The 23,878-nt window shown below is 56.9% G+C and carries 24 protein-coding genes; 9 read left to right on the plus strand and 15 right to left on the minus strand.

All coding sequences use genetic code 11. The annotated features are described in order from the left end of the window. Positions 1 to 87 precede the first annotated feature (87 nt). Entirely contained in the window at positions 88 to 1,143 is a 1,056-nt protein-coding gene (locus DSM3645_RS25625; RefSeq protein ID WP_002655555.1) for a transaldolase family protein, read from the minus strand. A 239-nt stretch (positions 1,144 to 1,382) separates the two neighbouring features. On the opposite strand from DSM3645_RS25625, the gene DSM3645_RS25630 reads away from it, so the two are divergent. Beyond that, the gene (locus DSM3645_RS25630) at positions 1,383 to 2,438 is read left to right on the plus strand and encodes a DUF1559 domain-containing protein (protein WP_040353019.1); all 1,056 of its coding nucleotides are present in this window, start codon (positions 1,383 to 1,385) and stop codon (positions 2,436 to 2,438) included. After that, positions 2,431 to 2,736: a hypothetical protein gene (locus DSM3645_RS25635; protein ID WP_002655557.1), complete on the plus strand. Its 306-nt coding sequence runs from the start codon at positions 2,431 to 2,433 to the stop codon at positions 2,734 to 2,736. The genes DSM3645_RS25630 and DSM3645_RS25635 overlap by 8 nt, the downstream gene beginning before the upstream one ends. Before the next feature lie 8 nt (positions 2,737 to 2,744). Here the strand turns inward: DSM3645_RS25635 and DSM3645_RS25640 are convergent, their stop codons facing one another. Both DSM3645_RS25640 and DSM3645_RS30740 read right to left on the minus strand, forming a co-directional pair. After that, entirely contained in the window at positions 2,745 to 3,131 is a 387-nt protein-coding gene (locus DSM3645_RS25640) for a glyoxalase superfamily protein (protein WP_002655558.1), read from the minus strand. A gap of 85 nt (positions 3,132 to 3,216) precedes the next feature. Then, positions 3,217 to 3,582 (minus strand): DUF4259 domain-containing protein, encoded by a 366-nt coding sequence (locus DSM3645_RS30740; protein ID WP_002655559.1) that lies wholly within the window; start codon positions 3,580 to 3,582, stop codon positions 3,217 to 3,219. 294 nt (positions 3,583 to 3,876) lie between these two features. Between DSM3645_RS30740 and DSM3645_RS25650 the strand changes: the two genes are divergently transcribed. Both DSM3645_RS25650 and dgt read left to right on the plus strand, forming a co-directional pair. Then, on the plus strand, positions 3,877 to 4,998 hold the full coding sequence (locus DSM3645_RS25650) for a potassium channel family protein (protein ID WP_002655560.1): 1,122 nt from the start codon (positions 3,877 to 3,879) through the stop codon (positions 4,996 to 4,998). 254 nt (positions 4,999 to 5,252) lie between these two features. Beyond that, on the plus strand, positions 5,253 to 6,605 hold the full coding sequence (gene dgt, locus DSM3645_RS25655) for a dGTP triphosphohydrolase (RefSeq protein WP_161603419.1): 1,353 nt from the start codon (positions 5,253 to 5,255) through the stop codon (positions 6,603 to 6,605). Positions 6,606 to 6,673: 68 nt separating this feature from the next. Here the strand turns inward: dgt and smpB are convergent, their stop codons facing one another. Next, positions 6,674 to 7,168, minus strand: coding sequence for an SsrA-binding protein SmpB (gene smpB, locus DSM3645_RS25660; RefSeq protein ID WP_040353021.1), 495 nt, complete (start codon positions 7,166 to 7,168; stop codon positions 6,674 to 6,676). Positions 7,169 to 7,379: 211 nt separating this feature from the next. Between smpB and DSM3645_RS25665 the strand changes: the two genes are divergently transcribed. The 3 genes from DSM3645_RS25665 (at position 7,380) to DSM3645_RS25675 (ending at position 9,521) form a co-directional block, all read left to right on the plus strand. Then, positions 7,380 to 8,147 (plus strand): lipoyl(octanoyl) transferase LipB, encoded by a 768-nt coding sequence (locus DSM3645_RS25665; RefSeq protein WP_131282833.1) that lies wholly within the window; start codon positions 7,380 to 7,382, stop codon positions 8,145 to 8,147. Continuing rightward, positions 8,122 to 9,060: a lipoyl synthase gene (lipA, locus tag DSM3645_RS25670; RefSeq protein ID WP_002655564.1), complete on the plus strand. Its 939-nt coding sequence runs from the start codon at positions 8,122 to 8,124 to the stop codon at positions 9,058 to 9,060. Before DSM3645_RS25665 ends, lipA begins: the two co-directional genes overlap by 26 nt. 122 nt (positions 9,061 to 9,182) lie before the next feature. Further along, positions 9,183 to 9,521 carry a zinc ribbon domain-containing protein YjdM gene (locus DSM3645_RS25675; protein WP_002655565.1) on the plus strand — a complete coding sequence of 113 codons (339 nt, stop codon included), beginning with the start codon at positions 9,183 to 9,185 and terminating at the stop codon, positions 9,519 to 9,521. Between the two features lie 17 nt (positions 9,522 to 9,538). On the opposite strand, the gene pheT is transcribed toward DSM3645_RS25675, so the two are convergent. The 4 genes from pheT to rpmI form a co-directional block, all read right to left on the minus strand. Further along, complete coding sequence (gene pheT, locus DSM3645_RS25680) at positions 9,539 to 11,554, minus strand: phenylalanine--tRNA ligase subunit beta (RefSeq protein ID WP_002655566.1); 2,016 nt, start codon at positions 11,552 to 11,554, stop codon at positions 9,539 to 9,541. Between the two features lie 21 nt (positions 11,555 to 11,575). Continuing rightward, entirely contained in the window at positions 11,576 to 12,604 is a 1,029-nt protein-coding gene (gene pheS, locus DSM3645_RS25685) for a phenylalanine--tRNA ligase subunit alpha (RefSeq protein ID WP_002655567.1), read from the minus strand. 99 nt (positions 12,605 to 12,703) lie between these two features. After that, on the minus strand, positions 12,704 to 13,060 hold the full coding sequence (rplT, locus tag DSM3645_RS25690; RefSeq protein WP_002655568.1) for a 50S ribosomal protein L20: 357 nt from the start codon (positions 13,058 to 13,060) through the stop codon (positions 12,704 to 12,706). Positions 13,061 to 13,175: 115 nt separating this feature from the next. Next, positions 13,176 to 13,379 carry a 50S ribosomal protein L35 gene (gene rpmI / locus DSM3645_RS25695; RefSeq protein ID WP_002655569.1) on the minus strand — a complete coding sequence of 68 codons (204 nt, stop codon included), beginning with the start codon at positions 13,377 to 13,379 and terminating at the stop codon, positions 13,176 to 13,178. Positions 13,380 to 13,817: 438 nt separating this feature from the next. Between rpmI and rsfS the strand changes: the two genes are divergently transcribed. Then, the gene (gene rsfS, locus DSM3645_RS25700) at positions 13,818 to 14,279 is read left to right on the plus strand and encodes a ribosome silencing factor (protein WP_002655570.1); all 462 of its coding nucleotides are present in this window, start codon (positions 13,818 to 13,820) and stop codon (positions 14,277 to 14,279) included. On the opposite strand, the gene DSM3645_RS25705 is transcribed toward rsfS, so the two are convergent. From DSM3645_RS25705 to DSM3645_RS25720, 4 genes are all read right to left on the minus strand, one after another. Further along, positions 14,276 to 15,535, minus strand: coding sequence for a hypothetical protein (locus tag DSM3645_RS25705; RefSeq protein ID WP_202595009.1), 1,260 nt, complete (start codon positions 15,533 to 15,535; stop codon positions 14,276 to 14,278). The genes rsfS and DSM3645_RS25705 overlap by 4 nt on opposite strands. Before the next feature lie 122 nt (positions 15,536 to 15,657). Next, positions 15,658 to 16,956: an MFS transporter gene (locus DSM3645_RS25710; protein ID WP_002655572.1), complete on the minus strand. Its 1,299-nt coding sequence runs from the start codon at positions 16,954 to 16,956 to the stop codon at positions 15,658 to 15,660. A 428-nt stretch (positions 16,957 to 17,384) separates the two neighbouring features. Next, on the minus strand, positions 17,385 to 17,969 hold the full coding sequence (locus DSM3645_RS29025) for a hypothetical protein (protein ID WP_002655573.1): 585 nt from the start codon (positions 17,967 to 17,969) through the stop codon (positions 17,385 to 17,387). 74 nt (positions 17,970 to 18,043) lie between these two features. Next, a complete protein-coding gene (locus tag DSM3645_RS25720; RefSeq protein ID WP_002655574.1) occupies positions 18,044 to 18,982 on the minus strand; it encodes a DUF1559 family PulG-like putative transporter in 939 nt (312 codons plus the stop codon). A 504-nt stretch (positions 18,983 to 19,486) separates the two neighbouring features. Here DSM3645_RS25720 and DSM3645_RS25725 point away from each other — a divergent pair. After that, entirely contained in the window at positions 19,487 to 19,987 is a 501-nt protein-coding gene (locus DSM3645_RS25725) for a DinB family protein (RefSeq protein ID WP_002655575.1), read from the plus strand. A gap of 973 nt (positions 19,988 to 20,960) precedes the next feature. Here DSM3645_RS25725 and DSM3645_RS25730 read toward each other — a convergent pair. The 3 genes from DSM3645_RS25730 to DSM3645_RS25740 are packed head-to-tail and all read right to left on the minus strand — an operon-like array spanning position 20,961 to position 23,870. Next, a complete protein-coding gene (locus DSM3645_RS25730; protein ID WP_002655576.1) occupies positions 20,961 to 21,590 on the minus strand; it encodes a DJ-1/PfpI family protein in 630 nt (209 codons plus the stop codon). 1 nt (position 21,591) lies between these two features. Next, complete coding sequence (locus DSM3645_RS25735) at positions 21,592 to 22,539, minus strand: sugar phosphate isomerase/epimerase family protein (protein WP_002655577.1); 948 nt, start codon at positions 22,537 to 22,539, stop codon at positions 21,592 to 21,594. A 35-nt stretch (positions 22,540 to 22,574) separates the two neighbouring features. After that, positions 22,575 to 23,870 carry a Gfo/Idh/MocA family protein gene (locus DSM3645_RS25740; protein ID WP_002655578.1) on the minus strand — a complete coding sequence of 432 codons (1,296 nt, stop codon included), beginning with the start codon at positions 23,868 to 23,870 and terminating at the stop codon, positions 22,575 to 22,577. Positions 23,871 to 23,878 lie beyond the last annotated feature (8 nt).

The raw sequence follows: 23,878 nt of genomic DNA on the forward strand, positions 1-23,878 counted from the left end.
CAAGTGGCGCAAACGACGGCCAGAATCAAAAAACGCTGGCCATTCGCATGGCCAGCGTCTTGGATTGAACTGAAAATCTTGTCGTAACTAGCCAACCTTGATCGCGGCTCGTTTTTCGCCGATCAGTTTCAGTAGGCCCTTTTGCGGATTCGCGAACTTCGCGATGCCTTCTTCCATCAGCGTCTTTTCGAGATGCTGATAGTCGACATGCTTGTCGAGATCGGCCAACACGACGGCGCTCGGCATCTCTTCAATTTCGCTGGTGATCATCTTGCCGCTCTGTTGGACTTTGTCGTTGGTCCCCGGCGGGTTGGTTTCGATGTCGCTGCCGGCGAACGCTGCGACATACTTCCACGCGGGGTCTTCCGGTTTCTTGGTGCCGGTCGACGCAAAGATCATTTCCTGCTGCAACTTGACCGGCTTGTCGCTCCAGAACGCTTTGTTCGCTGCCCAAATCCGTTTGGCGTTGACGATCCCCAGTTGTCCTTGGGCGGCGTCGGTCAATTGCGATAAATGCTGTTCGGTATAGACATCGACCCGCGAAACGAAGATCGAGTAAACGCTCTTGAAGTCGTCGAGGTTCTCGCGACGTTGGGCTCCACGCCAGACAGCGTCACGCGCCGCTTCGTACTGACGCTCGGTAAAGATCAACGTCACGTTCAGCGTGATGCCGGCGGCGCACAGTTCTTCCAATGCATCGAGTCCCGCAGGCGTGGCCGGAACCTTGATCATGCGGTTCTTCTGCCCCTGGGCCCATTGCTTTCCTAGCTTAATGTACTGGGCGACCCGATCGGCATGCGGCATATCTGCATCGGGATCTTCTAGCAACGGATCGAGCTCGAAGCTGACATAGCCGTCGTTGCCGCTCGTCTTTTCCCAGACCGGCAGGAAGACGCTTTGGGCGTCGGAAACCAGATCATCGGTCAGTTTCCAGGCAAGGTCGCTGTCAGTGAGCCCCTGCTCTAACAATGCGGCGATCTTGTCATCAAACCGGCCCGTCTTGATCAAGTCCGAGACGATCACGGGATTTGAGGTCGCCCCGGTGGCGCCAAGGGCGAAGTTCGAGCGAACCAGATCGGGATCGATTGAGTCGAGCCACAGTTTTGTACCGGCAGCGATCAGCGATTCAAGCGGTGAGGCCACAGCGCCCTCCTTTGATTTGTATTGGCGGAAGCATTCTGCCCCATTCTAGCGGATTCCCGTGATCAGGCCAGCAAGGCATAGCGGGGCCCAACTGCCCAAAAAATGCTCACATGTGGAGATTTAGTTTCCATTAACAAGTTTTTCTCCAAACATTCGCCTTCACATTGATTTGCCGCGCCATATTCTGTATTTTGATCTCTCAAACTTTCACACAACAGTTGCAGAACATGGAGCCGGAAATGAACCTTGATTCGAAAAGCTTTTCGCCCCCGCGTCGTAGACGCTTTGCCTTTACGCTGGTCGAGTTATTGGTGGTCATCGCGATTATCGGCGTCTTGATCGCGCTGCTGTTGCCGGCCGTCCAACAGGCCCGCGAGTCCGCTCGCCGAATGCAATGCACCAACAACCTGAAGCAGATCGGCATCGGCCTGCACAACTACCACGACACGCTTGGTTCATTCCCATCCGGCTACGTCTCGTACAACAAGTACGGCTCGATCAGCAGCTTGCCGTCTGGCGACTATGACGCGACGACCTGGGACGCGGCGCCAGGCTGGGGTTGGGGAAAATTGATCCTGCCGTATGTCGAACAGACCAATATTGCCGATGCGCTCGACAATCGAGGGAGCGTCTGGGATGCGACGCATCAAGCCGCGGCGCAAACCAACGTCGAAATGTTTCTGTGTCCTTCTTCGGCAGGCCCGACCGAACCGCTGTTGGTAGTCGACGACTCTGGGGTCGCACTCGACAAAGGGGGCGGATCGATCTACCTCGGCCGCTCCCACTATGTCGCTAGCCATGGACAGGAAGAATGCTGGGGAGACGCCAGCGGGCCCAGCGGCGGCTACAACGGAGACGCCGGCTTTATTGCGGACGGCCCCTTCTATCGTAATTCCAACACGCGCTTTCGAGACGTGATCGACGGGCTGTCGAACAGCGTCTTTTGCGGTGAGCACACGTCGCGGCTAAGCGACAAAACATGGGTCGGCGTCGTGCCGGGCGCCTTTGTGCACCCGCGAATTACCTCGCCCGACAACGGCGTCGAGTCTGCGGCGACGCTGGTGCTCGTCCATAGCGGTCCGGCGATCGGCGAGCAAGACGCGCTCGGCAATCCGATCATTCATCCCCCTAATTTTCCGACACTGCATGTCGGCCAGATGCAGTCCGAACATACCGGCGGCGCCAACGTGCTGTTGGGCGACGGTTCGGTCCGCTTCATTTCCGAAGTCGTCAATCGGCAACAGTTCGCCGCGATGACCAGCATCGCCGAAGGAGAAGTGGTTTCTCATGAGTAAGTATTCTCGACTCTTCCTATTTGCGGCGCTGCTGCTAGTGCTCGGCTGCACACGCTATCCCGCAGTCAGCGGCGAAGCGTATGAAATGGCCGAAACCCTGTCGACCGTCTGCAATTTGCAAAACGGCAAGCAACTGCAAGAGTATCGCGATCTGATCAACGATCGAATGAACGCCAAACAGTTGAGTGAAAGCGAGCACGCGCTGCTCACTCGCATCGCCGACATCGCGGAAGCCGGCGATTGGCAATTGGCCGAGCAGGAGGCGCGGCAGTTGATGTTGGATCAAGCAGATAGATAGAGGAAAGGCTACACCTCCCCATCCGATTTGATCTCTTCATTAAACTGCAGCTGATTGCGGAACGGGTCGATCACCTTCATGCAGAGAGAATTGTAGAACGTCTTTTCGACGCTGGGGCGAATGTCGGCGTATCCCTTCGCGGTGATTTCGGCATGGAGCGATTCGACGCCGGTCATCCAGATAAAGACATTCGCGCCGGGGCTGGCGTCGTTATGGTGCTCGCTCAGATGCAAGATCAGCCCACCTCGGGAGACCTGCATGTAAAGCGGTGCCGTCGGTTCAAACCGATGCTCCCAGTCGATGGCGAACCCCAAGAAGTCGACGTAAAACTGCTTGGCCTTGTCGACATCAAAGATCCGTAGAATCGGGATCGTTTGTTGGAAGGCGATAGTCATGAGACCTGTCTGCGATCGCTTGAAGGGAGGAGTTGCCCCCATAGCCTCCGCCATTTTCGACCCGCTGTCAATTTTTGAAGAATCGTCACTCCTCGGCAAACATCTTCGCCAGCGTCACCAAATCCTCGAACGTCGCTTCCACCACTTGGCGACGTTCCGCTTTGTAGGCGGGCTCGGGATCCAGATCGTCGATCTGCTGATCATAGATCGCCAGAAAACGCTCGCGCCACGAATAGATCACCTCCAGATCAGGCGGCGCCGCATGACAGTTTTTCGCCAACAAGCTGATGACCGCGACAGCCGGCAACAGGACGGCGTCTCCCTCTTCTTCGAGATCGGCGCTCCCATCCTCAAAACAAGTATTGATCTTGTCCGTCAACTGGCTGACCATTTCGCAGACAAAGTCGAGCGCCCCGTCGTTGTCAAATACGCCTGTGCCAAATGTCCCCATCTCAGGCTCCGCCTTTGTCTTGTTGGAAAATATCGCCCTCTTTGCTGGACGGCTATTTGCCGACCAGCGGAAAAGTTTGATTTTGTCGAGGCTTGACGGCAATTTCAACCCGGCGACTTCGTATTCGCTTTTTCGCAGGCTCGGTGCTAAACTGAACAAACTAGTTGGCAAAGCAGGCGGACTCTCTTTACCAGCGAAGTAACCGGCGGCCCCATCGTCAGGCAAGACGATCGCGGCAGCGGCGCTTCTAGCGATGCGCTTCACCTTCCACTTACCGTCCGCGACTTTATATCTGTGGAAACTGACGATAGTTTCGACCATCACGTCGACCCCAAGCGTCCAAGTCCGCTGTCGGCGCCCATTCGCAAGATGGTCACCGGCGCCGTGCTGTTCGTATTGATCTGCGTGGTTGCCGTTATCGGTTATGTTTCGGCAGGCTGGGAGCTGGCCGATTCCATCTACATGGTGATCATCACCATTTTCGGCGTGGGCTACGGTGAAGTGCAGCCGGTCGAATCAATCCCGCTGCGAGCGTTGACGATCGTCGTCATCATCGCCGGCTATGGAGCCGTGATTTATACCGTGGGCGGGTTCATGCAAATGGTGGTCGATGGCGAATTGCAAAAGGCGTTGAGGTCGAGACGAATGACAAAAGACATTGAAAAATTGAGCGGTCACACCATCCTGTGCGGCGTCGGTCGAATGGGCTCGATCCTAGCGCGCGAACTGCACGCCGAAGGAAAGCCATTCGTCGTGATCGATGCCGACGACGCCCGCTTGCAAGCGGCCGACGCGATGGGCTACCTGATCGTTAAGGGAGATGCGACCGAGGAATTCGTCCTCGAGCAGGCCGGCATCCGCAAAGCCAGCGTCTTGGCGACGGTCCTCTCGGCGGACGCGACCAACGTCTTTGTGGCGGTCACCGCGCGCGAGATGAACCCCGACCTGATGATTATCGCGCGGGCCGAGAATCCGCGCACCGAGAAAAAGCTGATCGGCTGCGGCGCCAACAAGGTGGTCTTGCCGACGGCGATCGGCGCCAAAAAACTGGCCCAAATGATCATCCGCCCGTCGGCCGAAAACATGCTTGAGCAGCTGACCCATCGTAGCGACATGAACGAAGAACTGGGACGCATCGGCCTGCAGTTTGATGAGCTGCAAGTCGCCGAAGGCTCGACGCTGGTCAACAAACAACTGGGCGACATCGAACTGCGCAGTAACCATGGTTTCTTGATCGTTGGAATCCGCCGGCTGGATGGCTCGACGATGCTCAATCCGCCGGCCAATACGGTTCTCGCCGCCGGCGACATCGTCATCGTGCTAGGACACGACGACGACATCCCGCAACTCGCCGAACGCTTCAGCGCGACCAAAGGCAAGATCATGTACCGCGGCGCGATGATCGACGCGGATTAAGAAGAAAAGCGGAAAGCGGTGAAGAGCTTGGCCGTAGCCCATGGCGCGCTCTATTCAGGCAGGGTGGAACGGGTCGCTTCGCTCAATTGACGTCACTCGCTGGCCTAACCCACCTTGGACTTGCCTGCCGAAGCCCGCTTGCACGGTTTCCGGTATACTTCCAGGGAATTCCGGCAACTAGATTTTGGCGTTTGTACAAACGCAGAGACGCACGGCGAGACTGGCAAACTGAGATGGACCTTCCCTTGAACTGGATGACGCTTTTATCTTCCGCACGAACCGCTTGGCGGAAAGAGGGGACAGCGACGGTTGCTAGCGGACCGCGACGCGTCGACAAGCGGACCCCGTTTGAGCGAGATTACGATCGCATCGTCTTTTCGCTCCCGTTTCGTCGCTTGGCGAAAAAGACGCAGGTTCATCCGATGGCGCAGAATGATCATATCCATAATCGGCTGACCCACTCGATTGAAGTTGCTAGCGTCGCCCGCTCGTTCGCTCGCCGCGTCACCGATTTAATCGTGCAAACAGGAGAACTCACTCCCGATCAACTGATCCCTATCGATTGGATCGTGCAATCCGCCTGCTTGATTCACGACATCGGCAATCCGCCGTTTGGTCACGCCGGCGAAGAGGTGATCCGGACCTGGGCGGCCAAGCACCGCGACTATCTTTTCCCCGCATCAATTCATGCTGAACAACATGCCGCCGCGCAAGCCGAAATCGCATCTAGCCTGGCGGACTGGGAGCACTTTGAAGGCAACGCCCAGGGATTCCGCATCGCTTCGCGGGCCGACAATCCCCAAGCCGGCTATCTGCGGCTGACCTACGCTACGCTGGGCAGCGTGGTGAAGTATCCCTGGGGCTCGACCGATGCACAGACCACGATCAAGCGCAAGCACAACTTTCATTCGCTGGAGAAGCAGGTATTTCACGATGTTTTTCAAACGCTGGGGCTGGTGCGCAGCGACGGCGTCTACTGCCGGCATCCTTTGTCATTCTTGACCGAAGCGGCCGATGACATTTGTTATCGGATCCTCGATTTAGAAGATGCCGTCGCAATGCAGATCTTTGACAAGCAACGCGTCCACCACTTGATGCTTGACATCTCGGGCAATCCCAACAATGCGCATATGGGCATCTCCCAGCTTCGGGGCGAAGTGATCGAGCGAATGGTCGACCAGTTTTGGAAAGTGTTTGAGGACGACTACCACCGCATCATGCGTGGAGAACGCGTCGAGGACTTGAAGTCATCACTACCGACAGAGTTCAAAGATTACCTGGACAAGGTCGGCGAGATGTACGAAGAGATCTTTGGGCACCGCAAGAAGATTGTGACCGAACTAGGCGCCTACCATGTGTTGGGCAGGATCTTAAAAACGTTGCTGAAAACGGTCGAAGAAATTAGCAAAGCGAGCCAATACGGCGAGCTCCATTTTCTGGCGAAGAACTGCGCCGAGCTCGCATGGGGAAAAGAATACGTCGAAGCGAATCTCGCGAAAGAACATCGCTGGTGGTTGGGCCAGGCGATGGATTTTGTCAGCGGGATGACTGACAACTATGCGACCCGGTTGTCACGTGAGTTGGACGGTTTGGCGTTTGAGCTGTAAGGTGCGTCTGGACGCACGAAATTGGGGCTGCGTCGATCTCGGTGCGTCCCGACGCGCCTAACATTTTGCTAATCCCGGCTGCGCATCACCCGGGCGATATCCCGCTTGGCGTCCTGCTGTTTCAGCTTGTCTCGCTTGTCATGTTGCTTGCGTCCGCGGCCGATGCCTAACAGTACTTTGACGAGACCTCGTTTGAAGTACATCTTGAGCGGAACGATGCTCAGCCCTTTATCTTCGCTCTTGGCGGCGAACTTCACGATTTCGCTTTTACGCAACAACAGCTTGCGAGGGCGTTTCGGGACGTGATTGAGAAACATGCTGGTGTTGCGATACTCGGGAATCTCGCAATTCACCAAAAAGACTTCGCCGCGCAGCACGCGGGCAAACGCTTCCCCCAACGAAACTTTGCCGTCGCGCAGCGTCTTCACTTCGCTGCCGACCAGTTGGATGCCGCATTCGAGCGTGTCGATGATTTCGTAATCATGCCGCGCTTTACGGTTCTCGCCGATCGGACGTTCGAGCTTCTTCTTTTCGTCTTCTTTGGAATCTTTTTTTTTCGCCATGGGTGCTTTCGCATAGGCCGCTAGCGGCGTGCGCAATTTTTTGAATTGATCTTGCGAAGCGGAAAATCGCCGCTTCGACTGCTAGTCGTTATTTACTACGGAGTTAGCTACCGTCCGGATCTCGGCTGGGCTTTTCCCCAGCCCAGGGAATTGCTACTCTCCCCGTCCTTGATCGCAGCCAGAAATTAGCCTCTTGCGGTGACGATAATCCGTGTCTTCTCGTACAAACGAACATTACGATTCGGCAGGCGTCGACTTCCACTACTTAGGAATGATCGACTTCGACCTGTGCCTCGCTTTACAGCGCCGATTGGTTTACGAAGCCAGCGGCCGTGATGACGAGCGCATCACCGTCCTGTTGTGCCAACATACGAGTATGATCACCGTCGGCCGAGCAGGTTCGCGGCAACATATTCGTTTGACGCAAGACGAGCTCGATTCGCTTCGCTGGCAAGTTCGCTGGGTCAGCCGGGGGGGCGGTTGCGTGCTGCACGGTCCCGGCCAACTCGCGATTTATCCCATTGTACCGCTACGAGCCCGAAATTGGACCGTCGGCGAATATTTGGAGCGATTGCAGCAAGCCCTTGTGACTTCAGCAGTTTCGCTCGGCGTGCCGGCCTATACCCGACCGGGGCGCTACGGCGTATGGGGAAAAAGCGGCCTCTTAGCCGCGGTTGGCGCCGCCGTGCAGAACTGGATCACCAGCCACGGAGCGTTTCTCAACATCCACGCGAGCGGCGACTCCCAGTCATTTGTTGAAGCGAATCCCGCCGAATTGGCTGCGCCCGGCGACTCGCCCATTATGGGGAGCCTGCTGTCCGAAACGGATCGACCAGCTAGAATTGAGACTGTGGCCCGAATCGCAGCGCGACGGCTGGCTGATTCCTTTGACTGCGTCGACCGGCGTTGGTACGAAGGGCATCCTTTGCTATTTGAAATCTCCGAGCATCAACGTGAGCGACTCGCACGAGTTGGTTGAACTTCCGATTATCGACCTGCCGATTATCGACGCCCCGGCGGCGAGTTCCCATCCCAAACAACGTCTGCCGAAGTGGTTGAAGCGGAACGTCCCCAAGGGGAACGCCAACCACTTTACGCAAGAGCTCCTAGAAGAGCTGAAGCTCGAAACGGTCTGCGACAGCGCCAAGTGTCCGAATCGGATGGAGTGCTATTCGCAGAAAACCGCGACCTTCATGATCTTAGGCAACATCTGCACGCGGGCATGCAGCTTCTGCTCGGTCCCCCGCGGCAAGCCGGAAGAATTGTCCAGCGATGAGCCTGAGCGTTTGGCCGAAGCTGCGTTCCGCTTGGGACTGAAGCATGTGGTCATCACGTCGGTAACCCGTGACGATTTGCCGGACGGCGGCGCCCAGCACTATATCCGCTGTATCGAAGCGGTCCGCGAGCGGACCGGCGCGACGGTCGAAGTGCTGACGCCGGACTTTATCCACAGCAAAGAGTCGCTCGATAAGATCATCGTCGACGCGTCGCCCGACGTCTTCAACCACAATACCGAAACGGTGCCGCGACTCTACAAACGGGTCCGCGGTCCGAAGTCAGAATATGCCTGGACGCTTGGTTTGCTTAAACGGGTTAAAGCGCTGAACCCCAAGGTCAAAACCAAAAGCGGTTTGATGCTAGGGCTGGGCGAGACGCACGAAGAGGTCTTTGCCGTCCTCGAAGACCTGCGAGCCAACGACGTCGACTTCCTAACGCTTGGTCAGTATCTGCAACCTGACGAACAACGATTCTTACCGGTCGACCGCTACATTCCGCCGGAAGAGTTCGAGATGCTCGGCCGCAAGTCGAAAGAGCTCGGCTTCAAACAGGTCGCCAGCGGCCCGTTTGTCCGCAGTAGCTATCATGCCCGCGATATGGCCGAAGCGTACTAAGGCGAAAATGCCTAATTTCTAATGACGAATGTCTAATGCCAAAGGCGTAGAGTTCGCTGTGCGGACCAGGAAAAGCGCCACCGATTTTCGGTCCGCCCAAAGCGGCCCCTGCGGGAGACGAGATGAGCGAATTGCCAAACTGCCCTGAATGCGCCTCTGAATTCACCTACGAAGACCGCGACCTGCTGATTTGCCCCAGCTGCGGTCATGAGTGGACCAAAGCCGCCGCCGCCGAAGCAGCCGACGCCGCCATCATCCGCGACGCGAACGGCAACGAGCTGCAAGATGGCGACACAGTAACCGTCGTCAAAGACTTGAAGGTCAAAGGCTCGTCGTTGGTCGTCAAAGTCGGGACCAAGGTCAAGAACATCCGGCTGGTCGACGGCGATCATGACATCGATTGCAAGATCGACGGCATCGGCGCGATGCAGCTGAAGTCGGAGTTTGTGAAGAAGGCTTAGGCGTTGGGTTCCGCGATTTAGCCCAACAGCTTCGCGTCCAACTGCTTCTCACACGCGGCGACGATGTTATCCCGCACTGCATCCGCTTCTTCGCCGGTCAGCGTGCGATCGGCGGCTCGTAGCGTGATGGTGAAGAGCACCCGTTTTTTACCGGCGCCATCTTTTTGCGTGTCGCGGAAGATCTCACGATACTCGACCTTCTCTAGCAGTTCGCCGGCCGAGGCGCTGACGGTCGCTTCTAGCTGATCCCAGGTCAGCGTCTCGTCGACCACCAGATTCAGGTCGCGCGTCATTACCGGATAGGTGCTGAAATCGAAGTGCTGCGGAATCAGCACCGTCAGCTCTTCCAGCACGCTGAGATCCAACTCGGCGACGGTGGCCGGTTGTTGCAACTCAAACTGCTTTTGGGCCGAGGCGCTCAACAGGCCCAGGAACCCCAGCGTCTTGCCGTTGACCTTTAGCTCGCACGCTTGCTCCACATCGAGCAGCGAATCGGAGAACCGCGACGCCGTAACGCGAACAGTCGGGTTAAGCGAATGCACCAGCGTTTCGATCACTCCTTTGAGTCCGCGGAAATCGCGCCCGCTGGTCATGCTGACCATATAGCGTTCATCCGGCAGATCATCTTTGCGCGGCAGATAAACCTTGGCGACTTCGTACAACTCGATCGGCGAGTTGTCGAATTTCTCATTCATCCGTCGCGCGCCTAATAGGCTCGGCAGCACGCTTAAGCGGAGACAATCTTCGCCGCGGACCATTGGGATAGTGACGGTCAAAGCTTCCGACTGACTCCAACCATGGAACGCAGCCGACCACTCGCTGCTAACGACGCTGCGCGTGACGGCTTCATTCATGCCGGCGGCGATCATCAAGGACCGCACGCGCGAGCGAACCCGGTCGGCGTCGCTCCGATGCGAGGCCGACATCTTCACCGCGGCGTCTTGCGGGATCTTGTCGTAGCCATGGATCCGCGCAACTTCTTCGACCAGGTCGACCTCGCGATCGAGATCGCGGCGCCAACTGGGCGGGATGACGGTGATTTTTTGGCTGGCGACCGATTCGATTTCGTTGCCCAGACGCGACAAGATCCGCTCGACCTCGTCGGCGGGAACTTCGATCCCCAGGATCCGTTTCAATTGACCGAGCCGCAGCGTGACCGACTTGCGCGGCTGCGGTTGGCTGCCGGCGTAGATCGAGCCTTCGGCGAGTTCGCCGCCGGCCATGTCCAGGATCAGCTCGCAGCAGCGGCGGCTCGCCCAATCGATCATCTCGGGATCGACGCCGCGCTCGAAGCGGTAGGACGAATCGCTTTTTAGCTTCAAGCGGCGCGAGGTCGTGCGAACCGGCAACGCGGCGAACTGAGCCGCTTCGATCAACAGATCGGTCGTCGCTTCGGTCACTTCCGAGTCAGCTCCCCCCATGACGCCGGCGATCGCGACGGCGCCAACTTCGTCAGCGACGACATAATCGCCCAGCTCCAGGTCGTACGTCTTGTGATCGATCGCCATGAACTTTTCGCCGGCGTGAGCCTGACGCACGGTGATGCCGGATCCATCGATCTTGGCCAAGTCAAACGCGTGCAGCGGCTGGCCGATCTCCATCAACACATAGTTGGTGATGTCGACCACGTTGTTGATGACGCTGATGCCGAGGGTATCGAGCCGACGCGCGAGCCACTGGGGACTGGGGCCGACCGTCACTCCTTTGATCGTGCGGGCGATGTAGCGTGGGCAAAACGATTCGTCCGCGATCGTGACGCTTAGATAGTCGCTGATCGCTGGGCCGGTTGCGGTGACTTGGGCCGGCGGAATTTGCAGATCAAGGTCGAACAACACCGACGCTTCGCGCGCAATGCCGATATGGCCGAGCCAATCAGGGCGATTGCTGGTCACTTCCAGATCAAGCTGGCGATCATCGCCAACCGACTCGGAACCGTCGTAGTTGAGACCCGCCATCGTGACGCGGTCGCAGAATTCCGCTTCCGAAACGTCAAGTTGCAGATAATCGTTGAGCCACTTCCAGGAAACTAACATGGCGCCCTAGACTCTCCGCTTTTAAAACTGCGACAGGAATCGCACGTTGTTGTTGTACAAATGCCGAATATCGTTCACCCCATGGCGACGCATGCAGAGCCGCTCGACCCCCAAGCCAAAGGCGAAACCGGTGACGACTTCAGGATCGTAACCGACCGCGCGCAAGACGTTGGGATCGACCATGCCGGCGCCCCCGAATTCGAGCCAAGTGTCGTTCCATCGCATGTCGACTTCGACACTCGGTTCGGTGAACGGGAAAAACGAGGGACGAAAACGAATCTCGACGTCTTGTCCCAAATAGGTCTTGGCGAACAGATGGAGCACGCTCTTTAGGTCGGCCATCGTGACGTCGGTGTCGATCATCAGACCTTCGATCTGATGGAACATCGCGTAATGCGTCGCGTCAATCTCGTCAGGACGATAGACGCGGCCGAGCGAAACGATCCGGATCGGCGGCTGCGTTTCTTCCATGACGCGAATCTGCACGGTGCTGGTTTGGCTGCGCAGCAACATGTCGCCGCCGGCCGCTTTCGCTCCGGCGTGCAAATAGAAATTGTCGAGCGGATCGCGCGCCGGGTGCTCCATAGGAATGTTGAGCGCCTCGAAGTTGTGCCAGTCATCTTCGATCTCGGGGCCTTCGACCGCCGCGAAGCCAAGCCGGCCCATGATGTCTTTCAGCTCTTCGATCGTTTGCGTGATCGGGTGGACGTGACCGACCGGCAGCAACGCGCCAGGCAAGCTGACGTCGAACGCTTCCGACGCAGGACCGCCGCCGCTGGATTGGCTCAGCTTGGCGACCGCCGATTCAAACAGCTCTTCGATTCGCTGCTTGACTTCGTTGAAGCGTTTGCCGGCCGCCGGCTTGTCGTCTTTGCCGACCTTGCCGAGCCCCTTTTGCGCCGACTTGAGCTTGCCGCTCTTGGCGCCCAGAAACTCGACGCGGGCCGCTTCTAGCACATCGCCGTCGAACTTATCGACCGCTTCATTGAAGCGCTCGACAGCCGAGTCGACCAAGGTATCCAAATCGCGAATGAAATCGTTTAGCGACATCGCTCTCTCGCTCGCGGGTACTTCCTAGAAAGTAAAAAAGCCGCCGAGAAGTCCCGGCGGCTCATGTTGTTTCGGCATCGATTGCACGTGACGTGCGCCTTACGCGGCCAGGGCGGTTTTCACCAACTCGGTCACTTCGTCAAAGGCGCGCGGGTCATGGATGGCCATTTCCGACAGCGTCTTTCGATCAAGCTCGAGACCCGCTTTGCGCAGTCCATAGATGAACTGGCTATAGCGGATGCCGCGCTGACGTGCGGCGGCGTTCAAGCGCACGATCCACAGCTTGCGGAATTCGCGTTTGCGCACCTTACGGTCGCGATAGGCGTAAACGCCGGCGCGAATCAAGGTTTCCTTCACCGTTCGCAGCAACTTGCCGCGACCGCCGCGGAAACCGCGGGCCTTCTTAAACAGTCGCTTCTTCGACTTGTGCCGTGCGGCGCCGTAAGTCGTTCTCATTTTGTCACCTCGTTTCGTCCACTAGGCCCTCCGCCGATGTTTGGCGAAGCGTTTTTGCCCGTGCACTGGGAATAAATCAAGCTCGAATCCACAATTCCGACGAGGATATCGCTACCTAGTAGCTGTATCCACAAAGCGCTTTGGTCAGCATCACTTCGTCCACTTCGGCCAGCACGCGAGTGCCGCGCAGATTGCGAACACGCTTGGTGCTAAGGCGAGTGGCCAAGTGGCTCGTACCGCACTGGCGGTGCTTGACGTGCCCGTTGGCGGTCAGTCGGAACCGTTTCTTCGTTCCCTTGTGCGTCTTCATCTTTGGCATCTTTAGACCCACTTTCTCTATGGAAGGTTTGGAAACGGTCGAAAACCCAAGATTGTACGCCCTAATTAGCGACTTCGTAAGGGGGATGTGAAAAAAACGAGGGTAGTTCGCCGTGAATCCAAAAATGCCGTAAGCGGTTTAATAGCAAAGCGTTACTGATTTTCTATCGAGCCGGTCCGGCCGGCAATTTTCGCCGATCGGCCCCGGGAAAGTGAACCTGCCGGCGGCGGACTGCGCCTTTCCCTGGCGGTTCGCGCCTAGCCGCCCCGGAGATCGCCAGTAGAATGCAGTGCTAGGAAACGCCGTTTTCTAGGTATTGGCGCCATGCTTGCGATTCGCAGGCATGACTTCTCGTCGCTGGCTTCGGCCGTGCTTACGTGAACCAAGCGGCGATTCCATCCGCAGATTTTTCAGCTTTCGACCCCACAGAGGAACTACGTGTCGGAGACGACTTCCCCCCACAAACGGCCCGATGCGCAGACGACCGCCAGCAGTCTTGAGTTGGCGCACGCTGCGGCCCAAGTTTCCGAGGACAATCGCGCCAAGAATATCGTCGTCCTCGACATGCGCAAGTTGACGTCCGCGTTCGATTACTTTGTGATCGTCACCGGCGCCAGCCGGCGGCAGTTGCACGCGATCAGCGACGAAATCGACAACAAGTTTGAGAAAGAACTGGGCGACACGCGTCTCGGCCGTGAAGGCTACGACGACTCGCGCTGGATCCTGCTCGACTACGGCGATGTCGTCATTCACATCTTTGACGACGTGACGCGCGATTACTTCTCGCTCGAAGAGTTATGGGCCGAAGCGCCGCGCGTTGATCTGAGCCAAGTGCTGCACGACCATGCCGCCAACGAAGCGTCAAAATCGGCGCCGTTGTCGTCGGAAAATCAATTCTAAGGCGACTCGAGCGCCGCTTTGTCGTCTGAGAAAAGCTGCTTGATCGTCTCTTCTTGCGAATAGCCGACCGGACATGCGGCGCTGCGCGTATTCGCGCGATAGTTGCCGCCCGTCTCGTTGGGGCACGTGATCATCCGATTAACCGGCAACTGCAAATGCCCGTTGGGATCGTGTTGGCGAATCCAGCGATGCGCGTAGACGAGCCAAGCGTTGCGATAGGTCTCGTCTTGTTGCGCAAACCAGGAGATCTCGTCCCAGCCCCAGACGAAGATCGACTTGGTGTCGGCGACGTTTGCGTTGCGGCTGCGACCGTAGTTATCCAATTCGACCAGATAAGGGAGACTTTCGCACTTCCAACCGCTGGGAGAAATGCAGCCGCGACTGCGACCAAAGATCGCGTCGAGATAGCCAACCTCCAATTCGCCTTCATACGGCTTATCGACAATCTCTTTGATCCGCAGCGGAAACGAGTTGAAGTCAAGCAGGCTCTTGCCGTCGACGATCATGCCTCCCTTGGGGACGTGCGCATCTAGAAGAACCCAATGTCGTCGTCCCTGTTTTGCGGCGTGAGCTCGAATCCGCGAAATCAAATGGGACCAATGCGTGAAATCAGGATCATTCATGCCGATCAAGCTGACTTGCCCTAGATGGAGCGCCTCGCAGCCTAAGTCGATGTAGGCGCCTGCGAGATAGTAGAACCACATTTGCGACTCCAGCCGACTGATGTCGGGCACGCTGCTGCGCCCCCAATGGCGAACAAATTTCCCCTGTTCGTTGAGCATCGCGTCGTACGAAAAGTTGCGATCTTCGACCGGCAGTTGAAATTCGGCGAAGACCCACGGCGGGATCTTTACCTGGTTCACTTCGAGACTGATCGTCTCGAACAAACAGCCTTGAAAGATCACCTGATCGTCGCTCGCATGGACGCGCTCGATGATCTCTTTGGCGCTGCTCCAAAACGTCGGCTCGTTTAAACGACTTTCCCCATTCCAACGATAGATGGCGCGGCCAATCAGTTTTGGCCGGATGTTCCGAATCAACCGCAGGTCATCGTCTGGGTAGTCATAGTCGCGTGAGCCTTCGACCTGTCCCGTCACCAACAAGCAGGTCATCGTCACGCTACGTTCGAGATAGTTCTCTAGCACGGTGCGCGAGATCGGGCCGTCAAAGTCAAAGTTGGGTTCGGCTGCGGAAACGGCGTGCGCCATGCACAGGACCGTGAAACAGGCGAAGAATGACCAGTAGAGAGATCGCATGAGAGCTTTCGGGAAAGACGTGTCGCGCATCCTCCAATACCAGAGGAACTCTCGATTCTAAGGGGTCGTGCGACCGACTTCCACTTCTTTCCCCGGCGAAGCAGACTTTCGCTCGGCGCGCTCTAACGCATCACTTTTGGCGTCGGTTCCAACACCAGTTGCGAAGACGACTGCGCTTCGCTCGAAGCCGCGCCATCTGCGCGATCCGTCCGCCATCCCAGGGCGATCAAACCGATCGCCAGCACCACCACACCGGCGCTGACCAACGGAGTCGCTCCTAGTCCGAGCGGCGATGCGACCACCTGACCGCCGATCACGGCGCCCAGCGCGATTCCCAGATTGAAGGCCGATTGGTTGAGCCCCGCGGCGACGTCGACTGCGCCTGACTTCCAGCGACGCGCCTGATTGACGACTAACATTTGCAGCCCGGCGCCGGGGCTAAACATGAACAGGCCAAAGAAGATGACCGCGACGATCATCCCAATTTTGAACGGCGCGGCCAACCATAGCCCGAGCATTGCGACCACCACCAAGGCGAACAGACCAGCCAGCGCCGGGTAAATATTTCGATCGGCCGCTTTGCCGCCGATGATATTGCCGATCGTGATACAGACGCCGAGGACTCCTAAGATCAACGTCACGGCGACCGCGTGGAAGCCGGAGATCTCTTCGAGAATCGCGGTCAGGTAAGTGAACGTCGCGAACGTACCGGCATAGCCGAGCGTCGTCATGCTGAGGGCGAGCAAGACGCGCGGTTGCTTCAACACCATCGCCTGACCGGCGAGCGTTAATCGTTTGGTCGGCGCCGGCAGCTTTGGCAGATAGCGAGCTTGCGCGATCATCGCGAACAGCCCCAAGAAGGCCGTGCCGGCAAAAGCGACGCGCCAGCCCAAGGTTTGGCCGAGCAGCGAGCCAAGCGGAACGATCGTCGCCATCGCGACCGATAGTCCGGCGAAGATCACGCCGATCGCATGCGCCTCTTTCCCCTTGGGAACAAGTGAGGTCGCGACGGTTGTCGCCGCGGCCAGGAAGACGCCGTGCGAGATCGCTGTAAAAAATCGGACGCCGAGCAAAATGCCGTAGCTGGGCGCCAAGGCGCACAGCAAGTTGGTCACAAAAAAGAGCCCCATCAAGCTGATCAGCATCCCTTTGCGCGGCAAACCAGAAAACATCGCCGACAAAATCGGCGTTAGCAGCGTGACTCCCAACGCATAGCCTGAGACCAACAGCCCAGCCGCCGGAAGCGACACTTCCAGATCTGCGCCGATTGTCGGCAGCAGCGCGACCGGCAGGAATTCGGTCGTTCCGATCGCAAAGGCGCCCATGCAAAGCGCCAACAGCGCGGCGCCAGAGTTGCGCGGCGTGTCGCAAGCAGGCCCAATCGTCGATTCAAAGGCAGCAGCAGCGGACGCGTCGATCATACGACCAAAGTTCCAGGGTAAAAGTAGTGGGCGATTCGCAGGCGTGAAATCGGCAGGGGTGGGAAAGTCTCCTTGGATTCTCACGAGAGATATCCGAGTCGACAAGTTGAGTTCTGGCATTTGGGTGCGAATTGCGCCAATCCTCACGAGTTATTGCAAAATAAGGGGGACTATTTCCCTTGCGTCTGTTGGACAGAAAGAGCCCTCGCGATCGGGAAGGTTAAAATCGAATCCCCTTTGAGCAGATTTTGAAGTCGGATTTCGCCTTGCGACAAATACGCCGGGGAGAAGCGACTTTTCAAGCCAAGCAGGTGGGCAAAGAAGTAGCGGAGGCAGGGGTAAGATCAGCCCGCTCGCTGGAATCGGAAATTATTGCCGCGGAGCAGACGCGTCCGCGACAAGTATCCGGCGTTGCGCAAGAGTGCGCACTAACGCCCTGATTGGAGATCAAAATCGGCTTGGTTGTCGCCGCTCGCTTTGACGGTAAATTCCAGCTCGGTCTGAGAGTTATACTTGGCTGGCAGCGTTTCTTTGGGCGCCACCACTCGCACAACGTCACTGAGGTAGTTGTTCACCATTTCCTCTGTGATCTCTGCGTTAGGATTGCCGCCTTCGGTCTCCTGCTTCTGCAGGAGTGCCCTGGCTTTTGATCTCTGCGCGTCGGTATACGTCGGCAATCTCGTTGTCACAATTCGCACGCGGTGCTGGCCGATCGCGGCCCCATCTTGATCGGCGATCGGGCAATGAAGCGAATATTGCCCTGACGCATCGGTGCGACCGTACGAAGGCCTGCCGCTCGTATTGCCCTGGGAGTCGCCGATGGGCTCAAAAATCAGTTTGGCGTCTTCGAGTGGTTGGCCATCTAGCAGTACTGTGCCAGAGACAGGCAAATAAGGATTGCTTCCACAGCCGATCAGCGCGATGAGACAACAACTGCCTGCCGCTAATTGCAGCAATGCGGTCAAGTGGGACTTTGCACGATTGACTGCGATGGCGTTCTGCAGGGGATTCATGGGGCTCTCAAAGGAATACCTGGACTTAAATCGCTGGTAACTCGGGTCAGAGATTACTTCTCTATTGGCAATGACTAGGGAAGTACTTCGCTACCAGATGCCGTCGCATGACCGCCTAAGATGGCTTGGTCGATCGTTTCAGAAGTGAAGCTGACGCTGCCATCGGCCCGCGCAAATTGAACGCCGCCGGTGTGCATTGAACCGAGATACCGCTTGCAGGCGTCTACACCAACTCCCTGGTCGTTAGCGACGGCAACGCAATTGGAATAATCAGTAATCCCAAAGGTCGGGGCTGGATAGCCAACCGTGATTGAACCGAGCGCGTACGAAGTAAACGTATGAGCCCAGAAGGTGCTTCGTTCAGGCGATCCAGTAGCATGTGCCTCACCTACCAAAAAGGTATTGCTAGTACCGTCCGTAATATCTGCGAATCGGGATGCTCGTCCCCCTTCCTCTAGTGCGGTGAGGATTCCCCCGTCTTCCTTCTTTGCTACGCGGATATGGCGAATATCATCGAAGTAATTAACCCCCTCGGAGCGGCCAGAAATACCGCGGTACGAGCTACTGGCAAACTTGCGTCCACAGCAGGCCCCTGTGGCGGGCTCGAAGAGTTGGCCCGCGTTGGGATCACTTGGGCAGTTGTAGGTAGAAATCACGCTCTCTCGAACAAATTGGTTTACCGAGGAGAGAGAGCCATTCGACGAGTCATAGCGATCAAATAAGTTTTGTTGCTCAATGAATCCCAGAATACCAATCGACCAGCCCATGAATGCGCGATTCGTATAGAAACCGCTTGCATCAAACTGATAAGTGCCGATTGGAAAGTACTGATAGGTGTCGTGGTAGTTGTGCATCGCCAACGCCATCTGCTTCAGATTGTTGGAGCACTGCATCCGCCGTGCGGCTTCACGCGCCTGTTGCACGGCGGGTAGCAAGAGTGCGATCAGAACTCCAATGATTGCGATGACTACGAGTAATTCGACCAGGGTGAAAGCAAATCTTTTACGGGGCATGTATCGAAGCCTGAAAATTAGATTATTAAAAAAATATCGGTCCCGATACTACCTATTGGCAGGGACTGTGTCAACCAATTTCGCCGGCGCAAGGAAATTGGGAAATTGACTTCGCGTCAAGGACCGATTTACGCGGCGATATTCTTGATTGATCCAATTGTCTCCCCAAAACGCTGGCAATCGCACTACCATGAACACTGGAATTTTGTACACTGTCGATCGGCGTGATATCGGCAAGCAGCACGGTGGGAGAGTCTGCATTGATTCTCACGAGAGATCACCGAGCCGACAAGTTGAGTTTCGTCGTTTGGGTGCGAATTGCGCCAATCCTCGCAAGATATTGCGAAGCAAGGGGGCGGATTTCCCTTACGCCCGTTGACGAAAATCAGCCGTCGCCGCGCCTATTGGTATTTTCAATGAAAATTTGTACACTATCGCGAGCCGTGGCTTTCCATTGTCAGAACCTTCTCCATCACAAGCAACTTCTTTCGAGAGAGTAGACCCATGACGATCGCAGAATCACTTTTGCCGGAATTCGACGAAGAGATGTCGCTCACTCGCAAGACGCTGGAAGCGATTCCGAATGACAAGCTCGATTGGAAGCCGCACAAGAAGTCGAACACGATCGGCTGGAACGCGAACCATCTGGCCGACATTCCGAACTGGATCGAGTTCATGCTGGATCACGATTCGCTCGACATTGCGCCGGTCGACGGCCCGGCCTGGAAATCGCCCAGTTTAGAATCGATTGAAGAGATCCTCGCGTTGTTCGATAAGAACGTGGCGACCGCTCGCGCGGTGTTGGCGAAGACGCCTGACGATGTCTTTGCGCAAGACTGGGCGTTCATGATGGGCGGTCAGGTCATGTTCACGATGACCAAAGGCGCGACGCTGCGAAAATGGGCGCTCAGCCATATGATCCATCACCGCGCAACGGTCCGCGTTTACTTACGGATGAACGATATTCCGGTGCCCGGCGTCTATGGACCTTCCGGCGACGAATAATTGATCGCTTCTAGCCAGAAAAAACGCCAGCGAATCTAGCTGGCGTTGAGCGATGCGGGACCTTTCTCACCGCAGCCCGCGACGCGCGATTTGAAGCTGCGCTGTTTCCCATGGTTGGCGCCGTCGATGGTCCAAGATTATCCGTTGACAAAGCGCACGGACTCGTGGTCGATTGCCGTACAGCGAGCTGAAAAATCGGCGCTGCCTACGAATCCGCCTGCGTCTGAGACGAGCATCCGTCTCCAGCTCTGTTGCAGCTCCGCTGCTCTTTGACAATTCGCGTTTTTCCCTGCGCTGGCGGTCCGGTCCCACGCGCCAGCGGCCCCATGCTAAACCCGCCCAGCTTAACTCTCAGGCTGTTTGGATAATTGGATAGAAAATTTTCGCTGCGGTCCGGTCCAGTCCGACTTGAGTGCCAAACCTCCCAGATTACCCCTCAGGCGATTTGGGGAAGCTGATAAAAAAAACGCAGCGGTCCGGTCCAAGGGTCCGGTGCGGTTTGGACGTTAAACAAGACGGTCAAACCACCCAGTCTAACTCTCGGGCACACGGGATAAGTTCATAAAAAACCACGGCAGTCCGGTCCTTCTTGGCCGGCGGGGGAGGCCAGCAAACCTCCTAAATCAACATTCGGAAAATCTGAGTGCCGCGAAAAAATCGTCGCGGTCCGGTCCTACGTCAGCGATTCCCAATTTCAAGCGGCGGTTTTGAAGTTGCCGTTTTTGCAGTAAGAGAAGAATAGAACACGGCAAAGCCACGGATCAAGAACGGTAAAACAGCGGCGGAAAGAAAGCACTAAGACCATGCAAAAGGACCGGGCGAAATGCATTTTCATGACTCGCAAACGGAATTGCGACTCGTTGAGCAAGTCGGCATGATCTCGTTTCTTACCCTGTCTTTCCGTCCTTTCTCCGTGGCGTCGGTGTTCTATTTCTGGCGAACCTGCCAAAAATCGCAACTTCAGAACGTGCGTTTACGAATGGACCCCGTTGGTGGTCAATCGAGCCGCTCCGCTGGCATCGGTCGATTTGCCGTTGCGCCGTGCGTCACGAGCTTCGTCCAGTTGTTTCATGAACGCGCCAAAGTAACGCCCATTGTCGTGAAACGTTCGCCCGCTGACGATGTTGCCGTCAACAACGCAGGGCTCGTCGACAAAGACGCCGCCGCGAACTTCGAGATCGAACTTGCACTTGGGAACGGTCGCCATGCGGCGGCCGCGGACGCAATCGGCATAGGCCAAAATCTCGACTCCATGGCAAACCGAAGCGACCGGTTTGCCTGATTCCACAAAGTACCGCGTCGCGTTGACCAGGTGTTCGTCATAACGAATATATTCGGGCGCTCGACCGCCGCTCAGCATGATGCCGGCGTAATCTTGCGGCACGATATCGGCGAAGGCGATCTCGGCCTTCAGCGAGTAGCCTTCCCATTCTTTGGTGATCGTCCAGCCCGGCTTCACTTCATGCATCACCATCTGATACAGGCGCTGCTCCGGTGCGGCGACAACCGGTTGGTAGCCCCCCTCTTGCAGACGATAGTAGGGATAGAGCGTGTCGAGCGTTTCCGACGCGTCGCCGATGATGATTAAAACTTTGTTCGACACGTTAATTCCCTTTCGCCAGTTGGGCGACAATTTGATCTAAATAGTTGCGCCCCCGAGCGATTTCGGCGGTCGTTTCTGAAACGGTAGGTAAAATCGGCACGCCGCGCGGAACGGGGTGCATAAAGACTTCGGTCCAGCCTTGGTATTGTATCGATGCAAGCGCGGCGACCAAGGGTTGAAAATCGAGCGGACCGCGACCCGGCATTTGCAACAGTTGACGCTCGGTCGGCAGCGGGTCATGCGCGCCGTCGCCATGTTGCCAGGCGTAGAACATTTGCATCCCCTCGGCCAACTCATGAATCAGTTGCGCGAGAAGCTTTTCGTCTTGCGGCAGATGGTAAGGAGCGAACGCGATCGCCAAATGCTTCGACGGACGCAGCTCCAGCAGCCAACGGAGCGAATCGGGCGATTCAATCAGATTGTTCGCATGGTTCTCGATCGCAATCGTTACGCCGGTTTCTTCGGCGACTTCCAAATGCGGTTTCATCTTTTCGACGAAACCGGCGACCGCTTTTTTGAGCTCGGCGCCTTTCAGACCGCGGGGACCGGCGCCTCCGGTCACCATCAGTTGGCAGCCAAATCGCTGGGCCAGACGCATCTCGTCCTGCAGACCAAACGGGCCGAGCTTGTACTGCGTGATGCAGCCCAGCTGAACGTGGTTCTGCTTGAGAAGGTCGGCGAACTTATCGGCGCCCAAAGCGTCGATCTGTTCACGCTGATCACCGTGCACTTTGGGCCACACGTCAATCTGCGCAGCGCCAATCTTCTGCGCTTCCGGTAAGATCTCTTCCAGCTTGGCGTAGCCGTACATGCAGGAAGGAAGCATGTAGTTGAGCTGGAAGCTGTCGCTCGTCGGCTTGGCGGAACTTGCGCCGGCCCAACCAGCGCTTAAAGCGCCAGCGGCCAACACGTGAAATGTACGACGACTAAGTCGTGTCGATTCGGTCATGATGGGGTCTCACAAGTAATTTGGAATGAGAAAATCTAGCCAACTTCGTAACCGGCGCGTTGTTCGCGGCTCAGATGTTGGTTCGCTTCGTCGTCACCGACGAACTTTTCGCTCTTCGGATCCCAAGTCAGTTTGCGGCCCAGCCTCATCGAAATGTTCCCCAAATGGCACGTGCTCACGCTGCGGTGCTGTCCCTCAATGTCGGAGATCGGCGTCTTGCGAGCAGCGACGCAGTCAAAGAAGTTGCCCATGTGATTGATGATCGCGTCGAGCTTGCCGGCTCGTTCGGGGCGCTCTTGATTGTCAAAGTCGTACAGGACGAAATCCTCACGCGGCAACGGCTTTTCGGTCGGCGCGCCATCCAGTGAGCCGCGATTGACGAAGATGCGGCCTTTGTCGCCGGTAAACATCACGCCGTTGCGGCCGTTGTCGGAAACCGTCATTTCGACGCCGTTGTCCAACTTGTAACGAACATGAAAGTCGACTGCGACATTGTAGCCATCGGCCAAATCCGGCATCTTGGCGGTCCCTTCAATCTCGACCGGCAGCGCGCCAGCGCCCCATTGGCCGATGTCGATATGGTGGGCTCCCCAGTCGGTCATCTGGCCGCCGCTATATTCGTACCACCAGCGGAACGTATAGTGCGAGCGCTCTGGAATATAAGCGACGTTCGGCGTTTGACCTTGCCACATGTCCCAGTTGAGATTCTTCGGGACCGGCTGCTTGGCGAAGGGTCCGCCGGTTTTGTTCTTACCAAGGACGATATCAACACGTTGCAGATCGCCGACCCATCCTTGCCGCACCATTTCGACCGCGGTGCGAAAGCGGCTATCGCTGCGTTGCCAAGATCCAACTTGAACGACGCGGCCCGTTTCGCGAACGACGTCACGAATTTTCTTGCCTTCGTCAATCGTGAGGGTCAGCGGCTTTTCGCAATAGACGTCTTTGCCGGCGCGACAAGCGTCGATCACCATCTTCGAGTGCCAATGGTCCGGCGTACCGATCATCACCACATCGACGTCGTCGCGGGAGAGTAAATCGCGATAGTCTTCTAGCAGGGCCGATTTGCCGCCAAAGTCGGCGTTCGCTTTTTCGAGGATTTCACGATCGACGTCGGCCAACGCGACGATGTCGCCATGGGCGGCCGACTTTTCGGTGATGACCGAACCTTGATACCGCAACCCAATGGCGCCGATGCCGATACGCGAGTTGGCGTCGCGCGGCTTTTCGTCAGCCGACGCCGAGGAGAGACCGCCAAAGACCAGCGCGGAAGAAGCGGCGGCGGAAACTTGCGTGATCCAGTCACGACGATGGATGTTGGGAGAAGTCATATTTTACT

Origin of the sequence: Blastopirellula marina DSM 3645, assembly GCF_000153105.1 — a bacterium.
Classification (GTDB): domain Bacteria; phylum Planctomycetota; class Planctomycetia; order Pirellulales; family Pirellulaceae; genus Blastopirellula; species Blastopirellula marina.

What these genes read in the sequence shown, in the direction of transcription:
- DSM3645_RS25630 (WP_040353019.1), top strand. Translation starts at nt 1,383, where the DNA reads ATGAACCTTGATTCGAAAAGCTTTTCGCCCCCGCGTCGTAGACGCTTT.
- DSM3645_RS25635 (WP_002655557.1), top strand. Translation starts at nt 2,431, where the DNA reads ATGAGTAAGTATTCTCGACTCTTCCTATTTGCGGCGCTGCTGCTAGTG.
- DSM3645_RS25640 (WP_002655558.1), bottom strand. Translation starts at nt 3,131, where the DNA reads ATGACTATCGCCTTCCAACAAACGATCCCGATTCTACGGATCTTTGAT.
- DSM3645_RS30740 (WP_002655559.1), bottom strand. Translation starts at nt 3,582, where the DNA reads ATGGGGACATTTGGCACAGGCGTATTTGACAACGACGGGGCGCTCGAC.
- dgt (WP_161603419.1), top strand. Translation starts at nt 5,253, where the DNA reads ATGACGCTTTTATCTTCCGCACGAACCGCTTGGCGGAAAGAGGGGACA.
- smpB (WP_040353021.1), bottom strand. Translation starts at nt 7,168, where the DNA reads ATGGCGAAAAAAAAAGATTCCAAAGAAGACGAAAAGAAGAAGCTCGAA.
- DSM3645_RS25675 (WP_002655565.1), top strand. Translation starts at nt 9,183, where the DNA reads ATGAGCGAATTGCCAAACTGCCCTGAATGCGCCTCTGAATTCACCTAC.
- pheT (WP_002655566.1), bottom strand. Translation starts at nt 11,554, where the DNA reads ATGTTAGTTTCCTGGAAGTGGCTCAACGATTATCTGCAACTTGACGTT.
- pheS (WP_002655567.1), bottom strand. Translation starts at nt 12,604, where the DNA reads ATGTCGCTAAACGATTTCATTCGCGATTTGGATACCTTGGTCGACTCG.
- rplT (WP_002655568.1), bottom strand. Translation starts at nt 13,060, where the DNA reads ATGAGAACGACTTACGGCGCCGCACGGCACAAGTCGAAGAAGCGACTG.
- rpmI (WP_002655569.1), bottom strand. Translation starts at nt 13,379, where the DNA reads ATGCCAAAGATGAAGACGCACAAGGGAACGAAGAAACGGTTCCGACTG.
- DSM3645_RS25705 (WP_202595009.1), bottom strand. Translation starts at nt 15,535, where the DNA reads ATGCGATCTCTCTACTGGTCATTCTTCGCCTGTTTCACGGTCCTGTGC.
- DSM3645_RS25710 (WP_002655572.1), bottom strand. Translation starts at nt 16,956, where the DNA reads ATGATCGACGCGTCCGCTGCTGCTGCCTTTGAATCGACGATTGGGCCT.
- DSM3645_RS29025 (WP_002655573.1), bottom strand. Translation starts at nt 17,969, where the DNA reads ATGAATCCCCTGCAGAACGCCATCGCAGTCAATCGTGCAAAGTCCCAC.
- DSM3645_RS25720 (WP_002655574.1), bottom strand. Translation starts at nt 18,982, where the DNA reads ATGCCCCGTAAAAGATTTGCTTTCACCCTGGTCGAATTACTCGTAGTC.
- DSM3645_RS25725 (WP_002655575.1), top strand. Translation starts at nt 19,487, where the DNA reads ATGACGATCGCAGAATCACTTTTGCCGGAATTCGACGAAGAGATGTCG.
- DSM3645_RS25735 (WP_002655577.1), bottom strand. Translation starts at nt 22,539, where the DNA reads ATGACCGAATCGACACGACTTAGTCGTCGTACATTTCACGTGTTGGCC.
- DSM3645_RS25740 (WP_002655578.1), bottom strand. Translation starts at nt 23,870, where the DNA reads ATGACTTCTCCCAACATCCATCGTCGTGACTGGATCACGCAAGTTTCC.